Source organism: Streptomyces sp. NPDC050988 (assembly GCF_044456225.1).
Taxonomy (GTDB): Bacteria; Actinomycetota; Actinomycetes; order Streptomycetales; family Streptomycetaceae; genus Streptomyces.
The window spans coordinates 104,752-124,007 of record NZ_JBITFQ010000012.1 but is presented as its reverse complement, the minus strand read 5'-3'; the positions used below and the strand labels follow the sequence as shown (position 1 = coordinate 124,007).

General features: G+C 70.5%; 15 protein-coding genes. 7 read left to right on the top strand and 8 right to left on the bottom strand.

Translation table 11 applies throughout. From position 1 onward, the window contains the following. Nucleotides 1-98: 98 nt before the first annotated feature. Nucleotides 99-3,275: a CHAT domain-containing protein gene (locus ACIBEI_RS25680; RefSeq protein WP_398892597.1), complete on the bottom strand. Its 3,177-nt coding sequence runs from the start codon at nt 3,273-3,275 to the stop codon at nt 99-101. A 128-nt stretch (nt 3,276-3,403) separates the two neighbouring features. Here ACIBEI_RS25680 and ACIBEI_RS25675 point away from each other — a divergent pair, with 128 nt between their 5' ends. After that, nucleotides 3,404-3,871 (top strand): hypothetical protein, encoded by a 468-nt coding sequence (locus ACIBEI_RS25675; RefSeq protein ID WP_398892596.1) that lies wholly within the window; start codon nt 3,404-3,406, stop codon nt 3,869-3,871. A 40-nt stretch (nt 3,872-3,911) separates the two neighbouring features. Here ACIBEI_RS25675 and ACIBEI_RS25670 read toward each other — a convergent pair whose 3' ends face one another. Next, complete coding sequence (locus ACIBEI_RS25670; RefSeq protein ID WP_398892595.1) at nt 3,912-4,805, bottom strand: hypothetical protein; 894 nt, start codon at nt 4,803-4,805, stop codon at nt 3,912-3,914. A 268-nt stretch (nt 4,806-5,073) separates the two neighbouring features. Between ACIBEI_RS25670 and ACIBEI_RS25665 the strand changes: the two genes are divergently transcribed. Next, a complete protein-coding gene (locus tag ACIBEI_RS25665) occupies nt 5,074-5,355 on the top strand; it encodes a type II toxin-antitoxin system Phd/YefM family antitoxin (RefSeq protein WP_398892594.1) in 282 nt (93 codons plus the stop codon). 4 nt (nt 5,356-5,359) lie between these two features. Then, on the top strand, nt 5,360-5,641 hold the full coding sequence (locus tag ACIBEI_RS25660; RefSeq protein ID WP_398892593.1) for a type II toxin-antitoxin system RelE/ParE family toxin: 282 nt from the start codon (nt 5,360-5,362) through the stop codon (nt 5,639-5,641). Nucleotides 5,642-5,929: 288 nt separating this feature from the next. On the opposite strand, the gene ACIBEI_RS25655 is transcribed toward ACIBEI_RS25660, so the two are convergent. The 4 genes from ACIBEI_RS25655 to ACIBEI_RS25640 all read right to left on the bottom strand — a co-directional run bounded on the left by ACIBEI_RS25655 (nt 5,930) and on the right by ACIBEI_RS25640 (nt 9,411). After that, entirely contained in the window at nt 5,930-6,352 is a 423-nt protein-coding gene (locus ACIBEI_RS25655) for a PIN domain nuclease (RefSeq protein WP_398892592.1), read from the bottom strand. Next, on the bottom strand, nt 6,349-6,564 hold the full coding sequence (locus ACIBEI_RS25650; protein WP_053752751.1) for a type II toxin-antitoxin system VapB family antitoxin: 216 nt from the start codon (nt 6,562-6,564) through the stop codon (nt 6,349-6,351). The genes ACIBEI_RS25655 and ACIBEI_RS25650 overlap by 4 nt, the downstream gene beginning before the upstream one ends. Nucleotides 6,565-6,656: 92 nt before the next feature. Next, a complete protein-coding gene (locus ACIBEI_RS25645; protein ID WP_398892591.1) occupies nt 6,657-9,104 on the bottom strand; it encodes a helicase-associated domain-containing protein in 2,448 nt (815 codons plus the stop codon). Nucleotides 9,105-9,132: 28 nt separating this feature from the next. Beyond that, entirely contained in the window at nt 9,133-9,411 is a 279-nt protein-coding gene (locus ACIBEI_RS25640; protein WP_398892590.1) for a hypothetical protein, read from the bottom strand. 310 nt (nt 9,412-9,721) lie between these two features. Between ACIBEI_RS25640 and ACIBEI_RS25635 the strand changes: the two genes are divergently transcribed. The 3 genes from ACIBEI_RS25635 (at nt 9,722) to ACIBEI_RS25625 (ending at nt 11,703) form a co-directional block, all read left to right on the top strand. Further along, on the top strand, nt 9,722-10,366 hold the full coding sequence (locus ACIBEI_RS25635; RefSeq protein WP_398892589.1) for a hypothetical protein: 645 nt from the start codon (nt 9,722-9,724) through the stop codon (nt 10,364-10,366). Nucleotides 10,367-10,530: 164 nt separating this feature from the next. Beyond that, nucleotides 10,531-11,283 carry a glycine betaine ABC transporter substrate-binding protein gene (locus tag ACIBEI_RS25630; protein ID WP_398892588.1) on the top strand — a complete coding sequence of 251 codons (753 nt, stop codon included), beginning with the start codon at nt 10,531-10,533 and terminating at the stop codon, nt 11,281-11,283. Nucleotides 11,284-11,334: 51 nt separating this feature from the next. Then, nucleotides 11,335-11,703, top strand: coding sequence for a hypothetical protein (locus ACIBEI_RS25625; protein WP_398892587.1), 369 nt, complete (start codon nt 11,335-11,337; stop codon nt 11,701-11,703). A 57-nt stretch (nt 11,704-11,760) separates the two neighbouring features. Here the strand turns inward: ACIBEI_RS25625 and ACIBEI_RS25620 are convergent, their stop codons facing one another. Both ACIBEI_RS25620 and ACIBEI_RS25615 read right to left on the bottom strand, forming a co-directional pair. Further along, nucleotides 11,761-12,531: a response regulator transcription factor gene (locus tag ACIBEI_RS25620; RefSeq protein ID WP_398892586.1), complete on the bottom strand. Its 771-nt coding sequence runs from the start codon at nt 12,529-12,531 to the stop codon at nt 11,761-11,763. A gap of 132 nt (nt 12,532-12,663) precedes the next feature. After that, nucleotides 12,664-16,437 carry a WD40 repeat domain-containing protein gene (locus ACIBEI_RS25615; protein ID WP_398892585.1) on the bottom strand — a complete coding sequence of 1,258 codons (3,774 nt, stop codon included), beginning with the start codon at nt 16,435-16,437 and terminating at the stop codon, nt 12,664-12,666. A 1,385-nt stretch (nt 16,438-17,822) separates the two neighbouring features. On the opposite strand from ACIBEI_RS25615, the gene ACIBEI_RS25610 reads away from it, so the two are divergent. After that, on the top strand, nt 17,823-18,569 hold the full coding sequence (locus ACIBEI_RS25610) for a hypothetical protein (RefSeq protein ID WP_398892584.1): 747 nt from the start codon (nt 17,823-17,825) through the stop codon (nt 18,567-18,569). Nucleotides 18,570-19,256 lie beyond the last annotated feature (687 nt).

Below are 19,256 nucleotides of genomic sequence, written 5' to 3'. Positions count from 1 at the left end.
AGGTGTCCTGACCTGCGGCGGAGTGGGCGAACAGGCAGGTTGCGGACAGTGCTGGACGGGGGTGAACGCAACCAGAACCGCGACCACAGAACCACGTCCTAGCGGCCGAGGTGGATGTGCGCGGCCCAGCCTGACGGCTCGTCCGGCGCGTCTGCGTGGAGGGCGTGGACGGCACGGTGGAGGATCCTGGCGGCCTCGCCGGGGTGGAAGGACGGGGCGAGGCCGGTGTAGAAGTCGTCCGCGATGCGTCCGGCGGCGCTGTCGGCGACCGGCCAGAGCGTGCCGATGACGTGGCGGTAGCCGGCGAGCTGGAAGGCCGTGGCGATGTGCACGGCCTCGTCGGCGAGTCGCTCGTTCGACCGCGCCGTCTCGCAGGCCGAGAGGTAGACCAGTCCACCGTGCGGAACGTCCAGTGCCGACAGTTCGATCGCCGTGAGCGGGGCCGACGCGTGATCATGCAGCAGCAGCCGGTTGAGGGACGGGGATCTGGGGTCGGTGACGGCGTGACAGGCGAAGTGGGCGATGCCGTGTCCGGGCAGCGCCGCGAGCACGGCGTCCCGGGTGGCCCGGGCACCGGCGAGCGAGGTCAGGTCCGGCACGAGATCGGCGAGACGCTCGCCCTCGAACCGGGCCCCCGGCAGGGCGCGCGTCCCTGGCGCCTCGCTCACCTCGACGACAAGGACCTCGGCGCGGCAGGACCCGGACGTGCCCGTGTCGGTGTCGTGGCGGTCGTCGTCGGGCAGGAGGGCCTGCACCGTGGAGGTGTACGAGGAGACCACGTGGTCCATGACGGTGGCGCCTACGTCCGCGCCGCCGTGCCGGCCCGCAGCATGCAGCGGCAGGAAAGCCGCCACCCCGATCGGGCACCACCAGATCCTGGGGGCTTCTTGTGCCGGGCGCGGTGAGGGAGACAGCAGGTCCAGCTCGGCCAGGACCGGTTGGCCGATGCGTTCCCACAGCCAGGCCAGGTGATCGAGCAGCTGTGTCTCGTCCGGCCGAGACGGACCGGTGGACGTGTGCGGTGCGGCGAACGGGAGCCGTTGGAAGGCCCTGGCCCGCTCGCGCAGTTCGGCGTAGTCACAGTCCAGCCGCAGGGCGCGGAGGGAGGCGTCGCGGGTGAGAATCAGCGCGTCGCACCGGAACGGGCTGGGGTTGATCAGCACGACCGGTCCGCCTGCCGGGCGACGGCGAAGGGACTCGATCGTGGGCGGAAGCAGGAAGCCCTCCAGATCGGGAAGAGCGCGGATCCGGGCCAGCAGCGTCTCCCACCGCTCGGCGAGCTGCCGGTGCTGCTGGGCCCGGCCGCCGTGCCGGGCCGCTGCCGGGACACTCCTGTGGCTCCCGTGATTCTGGTGGTAGAGGTCGACGCTCGTCTGGTCGGAGGCGTTGAGCTGTTCCCTGAGCCGGACGAATTCCTCGGCCGCCGCCGGATCGGTGCGGCGTAGTTCGTCGAGGTCGTCACGGCCGCCCATGCCCTCGCGCAGCAGCAGGCCGCGGGCATGCTCCAGCAACAGCAGGGCGTGTTCGGGCCGGCCGAGGTGGAGGGCCGCCGACGCGGCCTCGGCCGGCAGGCCCGCCAGCTCGCCCAGCCCGTACTCGCGGTCGGGGCGCAGCAGCTGCCGTGGGGCGATCTCCGGCAACCAGGCGACGGCCTTCTCGTAGGCGGCAAGCGCCGTCCCGTCCTCGGGCCGGCCCGCCGACATCGCGTACCTGCCGAGGTGCAGGTACGCGATGACGCGAGTCCGTGGGGCGGTCGCCGCCCCCTCGAGTTCTTCGCAACACCGGTGCATCTCCCGCAGGACGTCCGGCTCGAAGGGGCGCCGCGCGAGCGCCCGGACCAGCGACAGCAGAGCCGTCGCACGGGCCGTCGTGTCGGCCGCCGTGGCCGCGACGCCCTCACGAGCCGCCTGTACGGCCTCCTCCAGCGCCGCGGGATCACCGGTGAACTCGAAGAGAGTGCGGGCGGCGATGCTGAGGTTGCTCAGCCGTCCGCCGCGGTGCGGGTCCTCCCGTGGACGCGTCGCCACCGCGTCCCTGGTCACCTGGACCGCTTCCCGCAGGGTCGCTACGACGTCGCTCCACGGCACCTGTTCCCCTCCGGCGGGGCTGCCCTCGGCGGACGCGGTGTACGGGCCCTGGGCCAGGATGTGCAGCGCGTTGCCGAGGTCGCTCAGCCGACCGGCTCTCTGGGGGGTGTCGGCTGGGCTCAGCTCCACGGCTGTGCGGGAGGCCGTCACCGCTTCCAGGATCGCGCTCCTGTCTCCGGTCCGCTTGAACAGCTCCTGGTCGACAGCGCTCAGATTGCCGAGGTACCGGGCGAGCCTGGCGTCGTCCGGCGCGGCCTTGGCGACCGCTTCCCGGCTGACCCGCACGGCCTCGTGGAGCGCGTCGAGTTCCCGGGTCTCCTCGAACAGCGTGCGCAGCGCGATCCCGAGGTTGCTCAGGCAGGACGAGCGGTCCGGATGCCCGTCCGGTGCCACCGCGACCGCTTGCCGCTCGTAGGCGATCGACTCACGCAACGTCGCCAGTGACCGGTCCTGCTGGACGAACAGGGCGTGCAGCGAGTTTCCCAGGCTGTTGAGGCAGAACGCGCGGTGCTCGTGCCCGGGCGGACATCGCTCGACCGCCCGCCGCCCGATGCTGACGGCCTCCGCCAGGTTCTCCGGGGCCCCCGTCAGCAGGGCAAACGTGCGCAGGCTCGCACCCAGGTCGCTGAGGAACGCCCCCACCTCGGGATCGTCGGCCGGGACGGAGGCCACCCTTTCCCGGTCCAGGGCGATGAGCTCCAGCAGCACGGTCGCGTCCTCGGTGCGCTCGTACAGTTCGTCCAGACAGACGATCAGGGCTTCGACGAAGACAGAACGGTGGTCGGGATCGGCTGCGGCTTCCCTGGCGAGGGGAACCGCACGGGCGAGCAGACCGGGCCGACGGGGCCCGGCCACGAGTACCGTCAGGACCTCTCGCAGGTTGTGACGGTGCAGGTTCCGCTGCGGGTGCTCCTTGGAAAGGCTCTGTGTGATCAGCTCGTCGACCTCCACGAGCCGGTCGAGGGCGGCGGAGTCCGAGGTCCACTCGTACTGGAGGCGCAACGCCGTGCTCAGGTTGCTGAGGCACGACGGCCGGTCCGGGTGGTGGGGCGACATGATCTCCAGCACGTCCTCGAACGCATGGGACGCGGCCTTCAGCTTCCTGACGCTGCGCCTCTTGTGCGCGCGTTGCAACAACCACAGCGCGCGACGCGCGAGCTGATTGTGCTTCATGAGCTGGTCGACCATCCGATTCCCCTTCCCCACAGGGTGGTTGCCGCCCCACGCGCGCCATCTTGCGGTGATCCGGCCTTCGGTGCACGCTGACGCGACGGCCCACTGGTGGTCACCGATGCGAGGTGAGGATGACAGGTGACGTGTCGAAATTCCCGTGCCCGGCCTGCGGTCACCAGCGAACGGCCGCGCGGTGCTGGAACTGCGACCTGAGCGACAGCGGTGAGCGCATCGGATTCCTGGATCTGGCGACCGCGGTCGTGACCACCGCGGCACTGCAACCTTTCGTCTCCGCCATCGCGACCAAGGCCGGCGAGGAGGTCTGGCCCAAGATCGCCGGCCTGGTCCGCCCAGGGCGACGCGAGGAGATCGACGCATCCCTCGCCGACACGGAACTTCTTGAAATCGTCACGGGGGACGGCCGGTTGGTCATCAAGATGCCCAAGCGGCTGCCGGCCCAGGCCGCCCGGGATCTGCGGGACGTGTTGGCCATGCTGGAGGAGGCCGACGGGCGATTCCGGATCTCCTATGACGCCGCGTCCCGGTCGTGGGACATCACTCGGGCCGACCACCAAGGCGGTCGGCCCGAGGACCGGTCGCCGGACACCTGACCACGTCCGCCTCCTTGCCGCCCTGCCACCGCCCGTACGGTCAGCCGACACCACCGATGCGCCGCGCCAGGGCGCCCGCGACCGACGACCCCAGGACGATCCCCAGCGCCAGCGCCACCGGGCTGCTCCACAGCGCATATGCGGCCCAGGCCAGCCCGCCCACGACGAGCGGGCCGAACCAGGCCACCGACCGCTGCCGGAACGGCACCATGCTGAAGGTCGTGGCCAGCTGAGTGAGCGGGAACGCCACAACCGCCATGCCAAGGAAGACACCGCGTGCCTGGCCGACGCCCTCGCCCCCGGTCTCGTGCATATAGCCGAGCACGCCCCCCGCGACCGCACCGACCGCGACCAGCAGCGTGGCCACCGTGTCCTGGATCACCACGTAGTTGCGGGGGCTGCGTGCGTGCAGGGCCTGCCAGCCGCCCATGAACAGATCGGGGAACGTCGACGCGCCGACGAACGCGCCGATCACCGCGCCGTTCCAGCCCGCCAGCAGCCGGCCGACGAGCAGGCCGCACAGCAGCCCCACGACGATGCCGGGCCCGATCAAGTGCGTGCCACCGTGCTCCCCGGGCCCGACAGGGAACTCAGGAGCCCCGGCATCCAGCTCGTGCGCGCCGAGGCCCGTCCCAGGACCGGCTACGGACGGACTTCCCTGCTCCGAGAGGTGATCGGCCGAGCGCACGATGCGCCGCGCCTCGCGTGGCGGGACCAGCAGCGCGGTCAGGATCTTCAACAGGAACCTGTCCCGCTGATCGTCGGTGTCCGGTCCGGCATGGCTCACGCCGTCCCAAACGGTGACCCCCCTCAGCCGTACGTACCCCAGCGTCCGGAACGCGTTCTCCTCCGGCAGGTAGACGTACAGCAACGGCAGATCGGCGTCACGGTCGATGTGCAGCACCGACACCCGGTGCCGGTTCGTCAGGGACACGTCGCAACTCCTTCCCCCTGGGCTCCACGCGGTCGTTGTACCCATCAATGGTCCTGCACTCCCAAACTGGGGCCCTGGTACCGCAATTGGGGTGGATGGCGGACGCCGTCAGGAGCGCGCCGAGCCGGTGAGCGAGACATGTCCCGAACCGACGTGGCGGAGATCGCCACGACTCCGCGTCTGGAAAAGGAAGGAGGGAGTCGAACATTGAGCCGTACACGATCGAGGAGGCTCAGAGGCCCTCATGTACATCTGTTACATTCATGGCATGAGTGATCCGGTGATCGAATCTATGGCCGATGTCCGCAGCCACCTCGCTGACGTCATCGACCGCGCTCGTCGGGAGGAAACCCCGACGATCATCACTCGGCGCGGCAAGCAGGAAGCCGTCGTGATCGACATCCAGGAGTACCAGCGCCTGCGTGAGATCGCGGAGAACGCCGAAGAGGCGTGGCTCAACCAGATGGCCGACGAGGCCGAGTCCGAGGGCACGGAGGGGTCGGTCTCGCTCGAAGAGATGGCCGCCTTGCTGCGCGCTCATCAGGGCTGACCCCATGGGGTACGTCACGCGCTTCACGACGCACGCGCAGCGGGGCATGCTCAAGATCCCGCGCCCGGACGTCCTGCGCATCCTGCACCGCCTCACCGAACTCCAGAAGGCGATGGACGCGGGGGCCACCATGTCGTTCGACATCAAAGCCCTGCAAGGGCACAGTGCCCGCTGGCGGCTCAGGGTCGGCGACTACCGCGTCGTCCATACCGTCGAGGACGGTCAGTTGATCGTGTGGGTCCTGGCCGTCGGCAACCGCCGCGACATCTACCGCCAAGTTCCGTAGGCCCCCTCCGTACTGCAGGTTGGTGCCGACTGCCCGTTAGGAGCCGACACACACCGAAGAGCCGGGCCGCAGTTGCGTTCACGCTCTTCGTTTCGCCTGTTCAGGCGGCTGCGGAGGATACGAGATTCGAACTCGTGAGGGGTTGCCCCCAACACCCTTTCCAAAGGTTCGTCTGGAGGTACAGGCGTGTGCGGGAGCGTTCTGACCTGCGGTGCGGCTGTGGTGGGTGGGCCTCCTGAACGATGCTGTACGCAGGTGAACGCAACCACAACTGCGACCATCGCCCGCCTATTTGCCGCTCTCCGGGCCGTACCACTGGAGAGCCTGGCCGGTCACTGCCGCGATGCAGGCGAAGTCGTGATCGCGGTGCAGGAGGGTGAGCCCTTGCAGCTCGGCCGTCGCGGCGACGACGAGGTCCACCGCACCCGCACTGCGATGCTTTCCCTGTCTGGTGAGAGCTTCCTGGACCTGCCAGGCGCGGTCGTAGGCGCGGTCGTCGACGGGAACCCAACCGAAGATCAGTCGCATGTCCTCGATGCCGCGCGCCCTGTCGGCGGCCGACCGGGCGCTGTGGAAGAACTCAAGCTCGGTGATCGGGCAGGTGGCGATGAGCCCGGCGGCTGCCGCCTGGTCCCAGCCGTGCTGCTCCGCGTCCTCGCGCATGAACCGAGCGAGCGCGCTGGTGTCGATCAGGAACTGGGCCGCGTTCACCGGCGGTAGTTCCCCTTGTTCTCGAACAGCTCCAGATCGAATGCGCCGTCCCCCGCCGCGGCCCGCAGCCGAGCGAGAGCCAGGGCGCGTCGCCGACTCTCCAGCACCTCGCGAAGAGCGGTGTTGACCGTCTCCTTCTTGGTGCTCGTCCCGAGGGCTTTGGCCACGTCCGCGACCAGGTCGTCGTCCAGGTCGATAACTGTCCGACTCATTTAGTGCCTCCCTGATATCAAATGTGGGGTCAAGTATATCTCGCGAGGCACCAGGGTGGTACGCGCGGGCACCCGGCCTTGGCCGCCGAGTCCTACGCGGGCATCACCCCATGGATGCGGGAGAGAGTGAAGACGCGTTCCGCTTCGCGCAGGTGGCACCAGGCGTCGAGGTAGGGCGGGTCGAGTTCCAGGTCGCTGAGGGTGCGTACGGTCCGGTTGCCCGAGGTGGCGACGTACTCGACCGTGATCGCCGCACCGGCGTCGATGGCGTGGGCGACCTGGCGGACGTCGCTGTACGACAGGTGCTTCGCGTATCCGGAGACGATCTCCTCGGTGTCCGTCGCGTAAGGCACCCCGGTGCCGAACGGGTCGGGTTCGGGTGTCGTCAACGGGGCCTTGAGCAGCCGGTCGGCCAGGGCCAGGACGTCCATCTCGGCGTCGGTGGGCAGGTCCGGGGCGCGGGTCGCGGTGATCCGGGGGCCGCTTCGAACGGCCTTCCTTCGCGGGGGCGGGACGGCAGCGGCCGCCCTCTGAGGCGGGAGCTTTTCGATGCGTACCGTTCCCCCGGCGGTCTCGGCGACCGGGGCGTAGCCCGCGGCACGGAGCGCGGCGAGAGTCGTCGCGGGTGGGCTGCCGCTGACCAGGACCGTCGGGGCGAGCTGCCGCAGGGCGAGCTTGGACAGTGCGCGGTGGACGGCGAGTTCGGCCAGGAGCGCGGGTTCGTCGCCGTGGATGACACAGGCCGCGGGGGCGATGCGTACCCGTCCGTGACCTCGTGCGGTGTCGGCGATGAGATAGGTCAGCGGCTGTGGCAGGGCCGTGGCGGAGCCGGCTGCCAGGTCGGCTGTGATGTCGTCCGGGGTGCGGCCGGCGTCCAGGGCCCGGCGGATGCTGCCGGCACTGAAGCGCCATACCGACGCCGTGCCACTGGTCTCCCGGTCGGCCATCGAATCCAGCAGCTCCGCGAGTCGCGCGGACGGGGTGCCGGTGACGACGGCGGTGAGGTCGGCGCCGATCCGGGCCGTCGTGCTCGCCGGGGGCAGCAGCCGCCGGGCCGTGCTGTCGAGCTCTTCGTCGGCGTGGGCCGCCAGGTGGGCACCGAGCGGGGACAGCGCACCCCGCGCCAGCACGCCCAGCAGTTCGCCTTCGCGGATCACGGTGCTGAACGGTGCCGTGTCCTGGGGCGAGGCGTCGTCGGCGAGCGGACGGTGCCAGGCCACGAGCGGCCCCAGCTCCGAAGCGACCTTCACACCCTGTCCGGCCGGGAGCCCCGCCGCCGCGGTCAGCAGCCCGTGGCGGGCCTGCAGACAACCGCCGCAGTCAGGCGCACCGGCGAGCGCGGGAAGCGCCTTGTCGTCTTCGTCGCGCGCCCGGGTGGGGGTGAGCGGCAGGTCCCGCCATGCCCGGAGCAGTACGGCGAGCTGTTCCGCGGGCTCCTGCTCGGCCCAGGCGTCGTACGCCTCGGTGGGAGGTACGCGATCGCCGTCGCGGGCCAGCAGTCCGGCGGCGTACGCGGTCTCCAGGGCGATGCGTACGACGGCGTCGTCCGCGTGCGCGGCCTTGCCGAGCCGGGCCAGCTCACGCGCGCCGATCCCGCCCGACTTCAGCCGGGCCGGTGGAGCGGTCGCGCACGCCGAAAGGACGGCGGCGGCCTGGGCCGCGAACGCGGTGGCGGCCACCGCGGCCTCCCGCTCCACCTCCGAGGAGGTGACGGGCACCAACTGTGCGACGGGCGGCAGAGGTTCGAACGGAGCGCGCCAATCGGGGCCCCGCAGAGCCAAGGCCACCTCGCCCGGCATCCGGACGGGCTCGTACCGGTGAGGGTCCTGGAGCAGCAGCCCGCGGTCGAGTGCCCATCGGGCGCCTGGCTGGAGGTCGCGGCCAGGCGCCCCGAACACGACGAACAGTGACTGACGCGGTGACTGACGCGGCGTGGCCCCGGCGCTCTGCTCAAGCAACTTCCGTGTGGCCGCCGGTGCCCCCGCCACCAACGCGGCGACCCGTTCCGCGTCACTGTGATGCTCCACCAGAGCCGCGAGCCGCTGCTGCTTGGTGCCGGGTGCCTTGACACCCAGGACCGCCAGCATGCCGCGCAGTTCCTCCGAGGTGGCGCCCGCCAGCAGCTCTTCCAGCGGGGCGTCGAGTCCCAGGGGCGTACCCCATGCCTCCCGCAGGGGCGTAGGCATGTGCAGAGCCCCGTTGCCGTCGTGCCACACCAGCGCCCGGTCCGACAGCGCCTCCAGGGCCGCGTCCAGCGCGTGTACCGCCGCAGGGGATGTCGAGCCGAGCAACTCCGCGAGGCTGTCCCGGGTCGCTCGTGCCCCCAGGGCGGCCAGCGCCTCGGCGGCCTGCAGGCACGGCAGCGTGAGTTGTGGCAGGACGAGTGCCACGGACCCCGGACGTTGGAGACGGTCCGCCAGTTCCCCCACCGAGCGTGGTTCCGGAGAGGAGGCCGCGTCCTTCCGCATGGCGAGTACGCGTGCCAGGCGGGAACCGTCGAGTCCGCTCAGCCAAGTTGCAAGCGTCGATGGGGACTTCATGAGGGTGCACCTCGACAGACAGAGAACGTCACGGGCGGGCCGAAGCAGCTTCGGTGCCAAGGTCAAGGATGGCGCAGTTCCATGATCCGCGGATGCCGTACGAAGACAGAGCCCGGGGCACCTCCCCGCCGCGGGCCCGGCCCCGGCCGGAGTCGCGGTACTCGTGGAACCGGGCCCACGACCAGGGGTATTCGGGGGCAGCGGTCTGTTCGCTCCACCGGCCTTCACCGGAGATCACTTCGGTGAAGGCCGAGAAGATCAGCAGGTCAAGGTCGGAGGTGGCCGCTTCCGGCGGATGGGTCGTCATGCCGCAAGCCAAGACCGCCGGGATCGGAAGACCATCAAATTCCGCTCAGACACCGCTCGGCGGACTCTGAGCCGACTCTGATGAAACATTGATCAAACGCGGCTGCAGTGTGCTGTCTAATGAGCGAAAAGCGCTGCTCTAATTCAAAGCCCAAAGGGAATTTAATTCGGGTAGTGCTTTTCGGTCATTCCCAAAGGTACCGGATCTCGATTTACCTCGAATTAACCTTACGCTTTCTTTTCTTCTGTTGACCGGCGGGCGATTTTCGATCGATAGTGAAGCGCACTTCCCCTTCTCGTTGGAGTGAACAATGGCATTCGCCTTGCGTAAGCGGAAATCCGTCAAGCGCGTTTCCCCCCGTGTCCTCGGAGTGCTCGGCGCCCTCACCGTGGGCGCCTCGCTGCTCACGGCCCCCCAGGCCTTCGCCGCCGACGCCCCGACCAACGCCGAGCTCCTGAAGGCCTGCAACTGGGCCAGCTTCTGCAAGTTCCGCCCGCAGAGCTACTGGGGCTACACCGGCCCCGCGCACCAGGTCGGCAGCACCGCGTACAACTGCGGGAGCCAGACCAACCAGCACCGGATCGACTGGTCGGACACGACCACCGCCGGCAACACGGTCGGCGTCTCGGTCACGGCGGGCTACAAGTTCGCCGAGGTCTTCGAGGTACAGGTCGAGACCAGCTACAGCCACAGCTGGCAGAACTCCCACACCGACACCGAGTCCAACACGCTCAACATCCCGCCGGGAAGCTACGGCTGGATCGAGCGCGGCACGGCCAAGCAACAGGCCAAGGGCTGGTGGGAGATCCAGTTCAGGGACAAGTACTACGGCCACTATGTCTGGTACGTCTACGACTTCCAGCAGTCCGGCTTCAACAGCGACAACCCCGGTTACGGCTACGTCACTTTCAAGGACAAGCCGATGTCGTTGTCGGACCGCGGTCGACACTGCTGACGGCTGCTGACGGGTATTGCGTGATGTCTGGAATTCGATCCCCGTTTCGCCCCTCATTCCAAGTCGCCGTTCTTGCCGTCTGCTCGCTCCTCGCCCTTTCCGGCTGTGCGAGCGGGAGTACGAGAGGCACGCACGTCGGCTACGCGGACCGGGCGGGGCCGACCGTGATCGGCACGGACGGCTCCGCGGAGAGCCGGGTCGTGGCGGCGCTCTACGGCGAACTCCTCACCCAGGCCGGGGAGGAGGTGCGGACGGCGGACACCGAGTACGAGACCCCCGTCGACACCGCACAGGCCGTGGTGGACGGGGAGATCAGCATCGCGCCCGCCTATGAGAGCACCCTGCTGCGCGCGATGCCGGGCGGCCAGACCATGCCCGGCAACATGGAGGCGACGCTGAGCATGGCGCTGCCCCCAGGCATCGTCGCGCTGCCACCGGCCGCCGCGCAGGGCGGGGTCGTCCTCGCCGTCACCAAGGCCACCGCCGAGCGCCACAAGCTGCGCGGCCTCGCCGACCTCGGCAGGGCCGGCCCCGGCCTGACGCTCGGCGGCCCCGCCTCCGGCGACCCCGACGCCCCGTCGGCCGCGTCCCTGAAGAAGGCGTACGGCATCACGCTCGCCTCCGCCGGGACAGAGGACGTAGCGGACGTACTGGTGCTGCGCAGCACCGACCCCGCGATCGCCCGGGACGGCCTGGTCGTCCTCACCGACCCCAAGTCCGTCGTCCCGCCCGAGCATGTCTTCCCCCTGATCAGCGCCCCTGCCGTGGACCCGGACGGCCGAAAGGCGCTGGCCCGCCTCAACCCCCTGCTGACGACCGCCCAACTGGCGGCCCTCACCTCATCGGTCAGCGCGGGCGAGGCCCCCGGGAAAGCGGCCAGGACCTGGCTGCGCTCCAAGGGCCTCCTGCCGAGTTGAGCCCCGAACACGAACAAGTCCTCAGACACGCACAAGATCGGTGGTACTCCCATGCGCACTATCAGACGCAAGGTCGTCATGGCCGTGCTCGCCGCAGCCGCCTTCGCGGGCGGCCTGGCGGCCCCCGGAGCGGCCTACGCGGCCGACACCAAGAACGTGACCCTCAGGGTCTGCAGCGGGTCCAACGAGACGGTGAAGTTCTACTTCGTCGGCGAGAACCAGTACGGCGACTGGGGTGGCTCGCAGTTCTGGGAGATCGCGCCGAAGGGCTGCACCACGGCGTGGGGCTACTGGTGGAAGGCCGGGCAGTCGGTCGAGTTCCACCACCGCAAGCCCAGCACCGGATGGCGCTGGGAGCCCAGGCTCATCTCGTACAACGACACGCGGGACCAGGCCGTCTACGACCTCTGGATCGGCTGACCGGCACCGCCACCGCCACCATCGCTGCCGCCGTCACCCGGCTCAGGGTGGCGGCGGTCAGTTGTCGGCGGCGGCGCCACCGGAGCCATCGGCGCTCACCAGGTAGCCCGCGCCGCGCACCGTGCGGATCAGCGACTGCCCGGAGTCGCCCAGCTTGCGCCGCAGGTAGTAGACGTAGGTCTCCACGACTCCGGACTCGCCCTGGAAGTCGTACTTCCACACGGTGTCCAGGATCCTCCCCTTGGAGATCACCTGGCCCGCGTTCTCGACGAGGACCTTCAGCAGGGCGAACTCGGTGGCCGACAGCCTCACCGGCTGCCCGTGCCGCCACGCCTCCCGGGTGCCGACGTCCAGTTCGACCCCGGCCGCGCGCAGCCGCCTCGGGGCCGAGGGCACGGCGTAGGGCACGGCGTAGTCGGCGCCCTGGTGGTGGCTGGTGACCCGGGAGCGCCGGATCAGCGCGCGGATCCGGGCGCTGACCTCGGTGAGGTCGAAGGGCTTGGTGACGTAGTCGTCGCCCCCCATGGCCAGCGCACGGCATTTGTCCTGCACCGCGTGGCGGGCGCTGAGGAAGAGCACCGGCGTGTTGTTCCCCGAGGCACGCAGCCGTCGGCAGACCTCGGCGCCGTCGTGGTCGGGGAGCGTCAGGTCCAGCAGGACGGCGTCGGGCCGCCGATGGCGTACGGCGTCCAGCGCCTCGGTGCCCGTGGCCACGGTGTGCGCGTCGAAGCCGAGGAAGCCCAGGGCTGTCACGAGCACCCCGGAGCCGCCGGCTTCGTCCTCCACCACGAGCACGGAGGGATGGTCGGGTGAACGATCTCGGGTCAAGGCTGACGCACCTTCGGTCAAGTGGGTCGGTCGGGTCTGTCAGGTCTCACCCCAAGGCTGGCAATCCGCAGGTTGTCCAAGTAGCCCCTTCCATCACTCTGGACAATCCACGGAAGGGGTTACTCGGTGGTATTACCGCTGGTCACAGGTGTCGCGGTAGGGCGCGTCGGGGATGTGGGCGCGCCACTGGGCGCGGGTCAGTGCGGTGCCGGCGCGGGCGCACACCCGGGCGAGGGCGGCGGACGAGGCGATGGCGTAGCGCTGGAGCGGTACGTGGTCTCCGGCGGCGTACAAGGTGTCGTTGTCGGGGCTGAAGGCGAGGGAGCGGATGCCTTCGCCGGGGGTGGCCAGGGCGTTGCCGAGGGGCTGCTGGGTGGCGGTGTCCCAGAGCTGGATGGTGCCGGCGTCACCGGCGACGGCGAGGGTCCGGCCGTCGGGGCTGAAGGCCAGGGCGCTGACGGCTTCGGGGGTGTTGAGGACCGGGGCCGGGAAGACGTTGGGCAGGATGCCCGCGCGCTGGCGGAGCGCTCCGTCCCAGAGCGCGACGCGGCCGGTCAGGTCGCCCGCCGCCACTCGGGAGCCGTCGGCGCTGAAGGCCAGGGCGCCGATCTGCCCGCCCTGGCCGAGGGCCTGTGCGGCGACCGGTCCGGAGGGCAGTTCGGCGGTGTGGCTGGTGCCGAGCAGCAGACGGCCGTCGGGCCGGACGGCCAGCGTGCTGCTGTCGAAGTCCTTGAGCACGGCCGTTCTGCGGTGCGTCGCGGTGTCCCAGACCTCGTTGGTGATCTCGGGGGAGCCCGGAGTGCGGGCGGCCAGCAGGGTGCGCCCGCCCGGGCCGAGGGCGACCGCGACCGCCGTCCCAGTAGCGGAGGACGAGGTGATGTCCAAGGTGGTCTGTTCGCGCTCGTCGGCGACATCCCAGACGATCAGCTGCTGGGGCGCGGCGTCCCGGCCCGGCGTGGACACCCCGTAGGTGAACGCCTTGCCGTCAGGGCTGAACGCCATCAGGGACATGGTGTCCTCCGGCACGACCGGCTCGCTCGGGTCACGGGACACCGGGAACGCCGGGGATCGCAACTCGCGGAGCAACCGCCCGTCGGCGGTGTCCCGCAGCTGGAAGCGGTAGTCGCCGCCGGTCCGCTCGGCGGTGGCGAGGGTGCGGCCGTCGGGGCTGAGCAGCGCGTTGTCCAGCGGGCGGTCGCGCCACCGGGGGGTGACGGCGGCGGCGACGTCGAGGGTGTGGACGGTGCCGCCTTCGAGGTAGCGCAGGACCGGCCGGCCGGGATCCCAGGCGAGGCTGCCCGAGGGGAGCTGGCCGTTCAGGAGGTACCGGAAGACGGGGGCGCCGGGCGCCGACAGCCGCCACACCCTGATCTCGTTGCGGCACGAGGCCGCCAGGAACTGTCCGTCCTCGCTGAAGGCGGCGTACTCGACGTCCGGGTAGTAGATGTCGGCGAGCTGCCGTCCCGACGCGGTGTCCCAGGCGCGTATGCCCATGGTGGACAGGGCGGTCAGCCGGTTGCCCGCGCCGAACCGGAGCAGCGCGTCCTTGTCGTCGCAGATTCCGTGGGTCCGCTCCCAGGCGCCGTGGACCGTACGCTCGCGGGCGATGTCCCACACGACCGGCGCCTGCCCCGGGGAGCAGACGGCGACCTGACGGTCGTCCGGGCTCGGGGCCACGTCCGGACCGCCCTTCCCCGAGGCCTCGTACAGCAGCCGGTCGTCCGCGACGGAACGCACCTGCGTCCGACCGCGGTCCGGTTCGCTCACCACATAGCTGCGGCCGCTGGGCCCGATGCCGACAAGGGCGGACGATGGCAGGGCGCGCGTGGGTCCGGTCCACTTCCCCGTGGATACGTTCCGTAGCCGCTGGCCGCCGCCGGGCACCTGAAGCACCAGCACACGGGCGTCGGGACCGGCAGCGAGCACCACCGTGCCCTGAGGCAGACGTCCGGACGCGGTACGTCGGTGTGTGGCGACGTCCCAGCTCCGCCACGTCCGTCCCTCGGTGCCCAGCACGGTACGGCCGGAGTCGGCGAGGAAGCGCGGGGTGTCGCCGCTCGCGCCGGGCGCGGTGAAGGCGTCCAGCTGCGGCTGGGTGAGGGCGCCGAGCAGTGCCGAGCGGGTCTCGGTGAGCGGGGCGGTACGCCAGGCCGCGGCACTGAGCAGCATCGCCGTCCTGGGGTCGGTCGTCCGCATCGAGGCGGCGACCGAGGCGACCCGGCGGGCCGCCGTCTCGGTGCGCTCCCGTACGCCGGTCCGGTGCTGCTGCCAGGCGACCAGGCCGGTGACCAGCGACAGCGCCACGGCGACGGACAGCGAGGCGATCAGCCGCCGGGCCCGGCGGGCGGTCCTGGTGGCGGCCCGGCGTTCGCCCGCACGGGCGTCCAGGGCCGCGGTGAGGAAGTCCCGCTCGGACGTGTTGAGTTCGTCCGATGTCCTGGAAAACGTCGTGTCGCGTCCGGGGTTCCGCCCGGCCGCGAACAACTCCTCGGCGTGGGCCAGCCGGGTGCCCCGGTAGAGGGTGCCGGAGTCGCGGCCGAGCTCCTCCCAGGTGTGGGCGGCCTGGGTGAGGCGCCGGTGGTGACGCAGCCGTTCGCGGTCCTCCTCGACCCAGCCGCGCAGCCGGGGCCAGCTGTTGATCAGGGCCTCGTGGGCCAGCTCCACGCACTCGGCGTCCACGGTCAGCAGCCGGGCGCGGGCCAGCCGCTCGACGACCTCGGACACCTCGGGGTCGGCCGACTCCAGTTCGGCGCGCCGGACCGGGCGCCGGGTGTCCGAGGTGCCCTGCCCGGGTTCGATCAGCCGGAGCAGCACCTGCCGGGCCGTGCGGGCCTGGGCGGAGGAGAGTTTGCCGTAGAGGCTCTCCGCAGTCGCGGCGATCGAGCCGCTCACCCCGCCGGCCGCCTCGTAGGCGGACATCGTCAGGGTCCGTCCCCGGCGCCGGTGCCAGGTCTCCAGCAGGGCGTGGGACAGCATCGGCAGCGCGCCGGGCCGGTCGACGACCTCGTCGATGATCCTGGCGGTCAGTTCGCGCTCGACCAGCAGCCCGGCGGCCGCGGCCGGCCTGACGACCGCCTCCCGCAGCTCCGCCGTGTCCATCGGCCCGACCAGCAGATGAGCCTCGCCCAACGCGTCCACGAGCCCCCGGTGCTCCGCGCACCGGGCATAGAAGTCCGCCCGCACCGCGATGACCACCCGCAACCGGGTGTCCGGTTCCCGGGCCGCCAACAGCAGGTCGATGAAGCGGGAACGTTCCTCCCGGTCCCGGCACAGCGTGAAGATCTCCTCGAACTGGTCGACCACCACCCAGCTGTCCGGCTCGCCCTCCTCCGGGACCAGCAGCCGACCGTGGGTCGCCGCCGGCGTGGCCCCCGGGGTGAGCACGCGCAGCACCGCAGCGCAGCCCTCTTTCTCTATGTGCCGCCGCAGCCGGGGTATCAGCCCGGCCCGCAGCAGCGAGGACTTCCCGCTGCCGGACGTGCCGAACACCATCGCCAGCCGGTGCTCGCAGACCAGCCCGAGCAACTCCCCGACCAGCCGGTCCCGGCCGAAGAACAGCTCCTCGTCACCGGGTTCGAACCGCATCAGTCCCCGGTACGGCGGCTCGTCCGTGCTGTCTTCGCAGCTCTGCCGGTCAGCCTGTTCCTCCTCGGCCGCGGTCTTCCACCGCGCCTCCCACTCCCCGGGGTCCGCCCCACAGGCCTGCGCGTACGCCTGCACCACCGCCAGCGACGGCAGCCGCTCACCGGCGGCCGCCTGGGCCAGCGAGGCCGCCGAGTAGTGGGCCCGCTGCGCCATCACCCGGTACGACGGCCGGCCGCACCCGGCGCGCAGCACCCGCAGTTCATGAGCAAGCCGCTGCACGGCTCCGGCCTCGGGATCCACCGGCCGCTCAGGACGCCCCATCGCACCACCATTCGCCCGCTCTCGGCATAGCGCCATGATTGAAACATCAAGAAGTAACGACGGGACGTCGACGGCGCATCGGGGCCTGCGACGTTCGCCACAGGCCACAGGCCACAGGCCACAGGCCACCGGGCGCGTAGCCAAGACCCATCACCGGCTTGGAAGCCGCCTCTCAACCGATCCTGGAACCGGCAGGGCGAACAGATTTCCCGGGCGAGTGATCTTCCGGTCGTCCGCGCATGAGGGCGGGGCCACTCGGTAGCCCGGGGACAGGAATCCGACCGAGCGATGCCGGGAGCCCTGCTGGGGTTGTTGTGCGCGCCCGAGCCCACCGAGTTCAACTCGTCCGTCGCGTCGTGCGATTGCCTCGCGCTCGCGTACGGCAACGCGGCCGATCACCCGGAGGCCGCGCCCCCGATCACTGTTCGCCGAGGCCCGGTCCGGTCCCATCCCGGCAACTGCGACCACGCACGACGAGGGGCCCCACCGCGAACAGCGGGGCCCTTCGACTTCGTGCCCGGTGAGGCACTGGCGGAGGATACGAGATTCGAACCCGTGAGGGGTTGCCCCCAACACGCTTTTCAAGTCTTCGTCCGGGGGTTCGGTGGGGGACGGGGGTGTTCTGACCTGGAGTGGAGCGGGTGGCAGCGGTGCCCTTGAACGGCGCCGGACGGGGGCGAATGAGACCAGAACTGGGACCAGAGACCGTCACGTTGTACCTGTTCAGAGGCGGTCAGAGACGGTCAGAGGGAGGCTGCTCACCATCATGGGCTGGCGCCGTCGGGAGAGTGCGATGGCGTGTCGGCCACGCCGCGGGGCCGATCTATTGGTGTTCCCGACCACCGCAGAAGTGTCTGTCAGCCTCGCACCATGGCCGCCGTGGAACTGGTCCGGCCGACCCCACTGGACTCCGGGATCGGTCGGCGAGTTTCGGGCTCAGACGTCGGCAGGGTCGGGTGCGTCGTCCCACCAGTTCGGCTCTTCCTCTTGCACCTGGCCCGGGATCTCGACGGGATGGGTGCAGCGCCACATGGCCGTTGCTCCGGTCTCGGGATGAACGGTCTCCTTGAGGCCATGGTGGTGCTCGCGTCGGCGGGCGCTTCCCACTGGTTGCCGCGCATCTGCCGGTCACGCACAAGGCGACCCCGGCGGAGAGTGCTCAGCACAAGGCCACGAAGGAGCGGATCGTGGAGACTGCTTCGCGATGTGGTCTCGTTGCAGAAGCCGAAGTCTCAACAGGGAACCGGCGGACCGTATCTGATGCCCTCGTTGCCGGCCCTGGGGGGATCCGCATCGGCTGGGAAATCCAGTACCACCACATCAGCCCCAGCGGCGTCCACCGCCGGTCCGTCAACGCCGTTCAGCACGACATCACGCCCCTCTGGGTGGCGAAGGACCGCACGGCCTCACTGATCGACCGGGCACCATGGGCCCGAGTGGACGACATGCCGTGGAAGGAGATAGCCGACGGCAAGGAGATGGTGATTCGCGGTGGGTACCGCTACCTCCAGGTCTGGAAGTGTGTGCCCAGCAGCGATCGCCACTGCCTGCTTTCCGAGGGGGCCGGCCACTGCGGCGGGACTCATGCTGAGTGGTTCCTGCCCGCGCTGTGCCGGCCGGAGAAGAAGCCCGTCCATATCGAGGATCTCGTTCTGTCCAGCGCGACAGGGGAGAGCGTGCCCGTATACGTGCCAAATCGGGGCAGCGGCCGGGCTGGACGGCACATGTGGGTCCCAGCGGACGACTGCGAGTTCTGGCGGGAGCTGGTCGGAGAGAAAGTGGCGCTTCCCGTCGTGCCGGAGCATGAGGAGGACGACCGGATCACCTTCGCCGAGCATGAGATCGACCGGACGTGCCGTGCCGGCGAGGAGAGATGGTTCGTCAGCGACGCGCGGCCCATCCGCGATCGCGGACAGCCCACCGGTGGCTACACCCTGCCGAGGATGCCGCTGCGGCGGCCTGTGAAACCGACGTTGATCACGTCCGTCGAGCGGGCTGCCGCCTCGGCCGCGCTGGGGTGCCCGCCCTGGGAGCTGGGGCTGTGCGCAGGCTGCGGTCAGTTGATGCGGCGGCACGGACGCAACGCGGCCATGTACTGCGCGGTGTGCCGCTCCGAGCTCAACGGCCGATAGACGGCCGATGGATGGGGAGCCTTCGCACCGTCCCGGAGGAACCTGGTGGACGTCGACTCGGGCGTCCTCCCCGCGTACGAGCCGGAGTGGGGGCCTGCCCTGGTGAGCTGGCAGGCCGACGGCTGCTCACAAGCCAGTGACGGGCTGCCCGGTGAGTGCTTGGGCGATCTGCCCACAGCTGTCCGCCGCGGGACGCCTTCACGAGGACGACATCGCCGGGGCGGAGGACGGAGGCCAGTTAGGCGGCGTCGGTGCCGGGCAGTGGGACCGGCGGAAGTGGGAGAGGGAAGGGAAGGACCTGGCGGCCTGAGCGCCGTGCGACCGCCTTCCCGGCCGCCGCGTCGTCCACCACGCCCACGCCGCCCTCATGCCCGGTGGGACACGTGAGCCGGCCAATCGTCTCGTTCCCTGGTCGGTGGACGCCTGGGAGTTCGAGACGGATCTCTACACCGACCAGGTGGTGCGCTGGAGCACCCTTCGCCGGCTGGGAGGAGAGATCGACGTTCGGGCGAGCGGCACGGACGAAGGAGCTGTGACGGCGGCTTTTACTGCGGCTTGCGCACAGGCTGTGGACCGCGCGAAGGAGCCAAAACAAGTGCTTACAGACAGTCGGGTAAGTACGGCGACAGCGATGGGCGGTAGCCGGAGATGAAGTGGGTGGGCTGTACCGGGAACGGCGCAGCCCAC